Source organism: Dietzia sp. CW19 (genome assembly GCF_014145265.1).
In the GTDB taxonomy this organism is placed as follows: Bacteria; Actinomycetota; Actinomycetes; order Mycobacteriales; family Mycobacteriaceae; genus Dietzia; species Dietzia natronolimnaea.
In genome coordinates this window covers 1-2952 of sequence record NZ_JAALEE010000186.1, presented here as the reverse complement: position 1 = coordinate 2952, position 2952 = coordinate 1, and the positions used below count along the sequence as shown (strand labels likewise).

3 protein-coding genes are annotated in these 2952 nt (G+C 69.2%); all 3 read right to left on the bottom strand.

The genetic code is table 11. The features are described from left to right. Window positions 1-61: 61 nt before the first annotated feature. Window positions 62-1924 (bottom strand): 2-isopropylmalate synthase, encoded by a 1863-nt coding sequence (gene leuA / locus G6021_RS06410; RefSeq protein WP_179524340.1) that lies wholly within the window; start codon window positions 1922-1924, stop codon window positions 62-64. A gap of 156 nt (window positions 1925-2080) precedes the next feature. Beyond that, the gene (locus tag G6021_RS06405) at window positions 2081-2518 is read right to left on the bottom strand and encodes a GNAT family N-acetyltransferase (RefSeq protein WP_179524341.1); all 438 of its coding nucleotides are present in this window, start codon (window positions 2516-2518) and stop codon (window positions 2081-2083) included. A gap of 73 nt (window positions 2519-2591) precedes the next feature. Then, a partial coding sequence (locus G6021_RS06400) for a trypsin-like serine protease (protein ID WP_182639875.1) occupies window positions 2592-2952 on the bottom strand: 361 nt, incomplete at its 5' end.

The window sequence follows — 2952 nt, the reverse complement described above, 5'->3', positions numbered from 1 at the left end:
GCGATGTGTGCGGAACGCTCTTCTCGACGGGGCCGGCCCCCGGGGGAGCAGCCCCCAGGCGTCAGGGGGCCCAGGTCCGGGCGCCCACGGTGCTGCCCACTGTCTCGTCGGGGACCACGGCCTCGTCGGCGTACGCGCGGTTCACGGCCGAGACCACGGCGCGCAGTGTCGCGGTGGTGATGGAACCGGCCCGGCCGACGCCCCAGAACACCCGGTTGCCGAACTGCACCTCGACGTACGCCGCCGCGGTGGCGTCGTCGCCGGCGGTCATGGCGTGCTCCGAGTAGTCGAGGATGCGCACCTCGTCGTCGAACATCTCGTTGAGCGCGGCGACGAACGCCGCCAGGGGGCCGTTACCGGACCCCGTCAGCTCCTTGGTCTCGCCCTTCCACTTGACCACGGCGTCGATCGAGTCCACGCCGTCGTCGGTCTCGGCCGGGTCGAGCTGCTGGGAGATCCGCTCCATGGGGGAGACGCGGTCCAGGTACTCGAGGGTGAAGATGTCCCACATCTGCTTGGGCGTGACCTCGCCACCCTCGGAATCGGTGACGTTCTGCACCAGGGCGGAGAACTCCATCTGCAGGCGCCGCGGCAGCTGCAGGCCGTAATCGCTCTTCATGATGTAGGCCACGCCGCCCTTGCCGGACTGCGAGTTCACGCGGATCACGGCCTCGTAGGTGCGGCCCTCGTCCTTGGGGTCCACGGGCAGGTAGGGGACCTCCCACGTGATGTCGGTGATGTCCTCGCCGCGCGCGTCGGCCTCGACCTGCAGAGCGTCGAAGCCCTTGTTGATCGCGTCCTGGTGCGAGCCCGAGAAGGCGGTGAAGACCAGGTCGCCGCCGTAGGGATGACGCTCGGGTACGCGCAGCTGGTTGGCGTACTCGACGGTGCGGCGGATCTCGTCCATGTCCGAGAAGTTGATCTGCGGGTCGACGCCGCGGGTGAGCAGGTTCATGCCCAGCGTCACCAGGCAGACGTTGCCGGTGCGCTCGCCGTTGCCGAACAGGCAGCCCTCGATGCGGTCGGCGCCGGCCTGGAACGCCAGTTCGGCGGCCGCGACGCCGGTGCCACGGTCGTTGTGCGGGTGCAGCGACAGGATCGTGGAGTCGCGGCGCGCCAGATTGCGGTGCATCCACTCGATCTGGTCGGCGTACACGTTGGGCGTGGCCATCTCGACCGTCGCCGGCAGGTTGAGGATGATCGGGTTCTCCGGCGTGGCGCCCACGACCTCGGTGACGGCGTCGCAGACCTCCTTGGAGAACGCGAGCTCGGTGCCGGTGAACGACTCGGGGGAGTACTCCCAGCGCCAGTTGGTGTCCGGGTAGTCCTTCGCGATGGCGGTCACCAGCTCGGCGGCGTCGGTGGCGATCTTCTTGATCGCGTCGCGGTCCTTCCGGAACACGACCTTGCGCTGCAGGATCGAGGTGGAGTTGTAGAAGTGCACGATCACGTTGGACGCGCCCTCGCACGCCTCGAACGTGCGGCGGATCAGGTCCTCGCGACACTGCACCAGCACCTGGATGGTGACGTCGGAGGGGATCGCCTCGTCCTCGATGATCTCGCGGACGAAGTCGTAGTCGGTCTGCGAGGCAGACGGGAACCCGACCTCGATCTCCTTGTAGCCCATGCGGACCAGCAGTTCGAACATCCGGCGCTTGCGGGCCGGGCTCATGGGGTCGATCAGCGCCTGGTTGCCGTCGCGCAGATCCACGGCGCACCACTGGGGCGCGTGGGTGATGACCTTGTCCGGCCAGGTGCGGTCGGGCAGCGAGACGTCCTCGACCTCCTCCGCGAAGGGCCGGTACCGGTGGGCCGGCATCGAGGAGCCCTTCTGTCGGTTCCACGACGGTTGGTCGGGGCGTCCGGGCTTGGAGGGGGGAGTGATGGTCGACGACGACGAGACGAATGCGTCAGCGGGATTCATTGCGGGGCTCTACTTCCGTGGATTCGATCTGTAGGGATCGGACCGGCGCGACGGGATCCCGCGACGGGGAGCCGGTCCGCCTCAGCGGGCCCCGCCGCGGCACCCAAGAAGGAGCACGCGCTGCATGGCGGTCACGATACACGGTTCCGCGGGGTCTCACGGAATCGGGATGACGAAGGTCGTGGACCCCGTGGTCGCCTCCGGCGGGGAGAGCGGGGAGTCGGCGCCCAGCTCCTGGTCGTGGTGCATCGACCCCCACAGCCTGCGACAGCCGGCCTCCTCGGCGATGCCGAGCGCCTTGTCCACCAGTTGATGGGCGATCCCGCGGCCACGCAGCGGTTCGCTCACCCGGATCCCGTAGACGAACAGGTCCGGGCTGGCGCCCAGGTACCCGGTCTCCACCGCCACCAACATGCCCACCGGGACCTCGTCCTGCAGCGCCAGCAACAGCAGGTTGGATCCGTTGTCGAGGAAGTCCCGGGTCCACTCCGCGGTGGGCGGGTAGCTGAACAGGTCGTCGGCGGTCAGCACCAGATCGAGGTCGCCGCGCGAGGCGCGACGGATCACGAGCTCCGGCTGCTCCGGCGAGGTCATCTGTTCAGTGTGACAAATACGCGGGCGGTCCGGTGCACGTGAGTGACGGCCGGGTGCGACCGGTACCTCGTCGTCATCGGTTGGCGATCATCCAGTCGATCCAACCGTTCTGGAACGGGACCGACTCGTACCAGGCCGGATTGGTGCCGTCGGGCTGGCGTCGTGCGTGGTCGGAACCGGAATGGATGCCCACCAGCAGGTCGCCGTGGAAGACGGGCCCGCCGGAGTCCCCGGCCCCGTATCCGCCCTGGATGGTGTGGGACCGGCCGATGCGGGATCCGCCCCGCGGCTCCATCCGCTCGAGGCGGGTGAGTCCGGTGCGCAGCTCCGCGGCGCGCTGACCGCCGGGCGAGGTGGCGCCGAAGCCGTGGAACCGCAGCACGTCGCCGGCCACGGGGTCCCTGCCCGCGCGCTTGACGGACGGGGACGGCGCC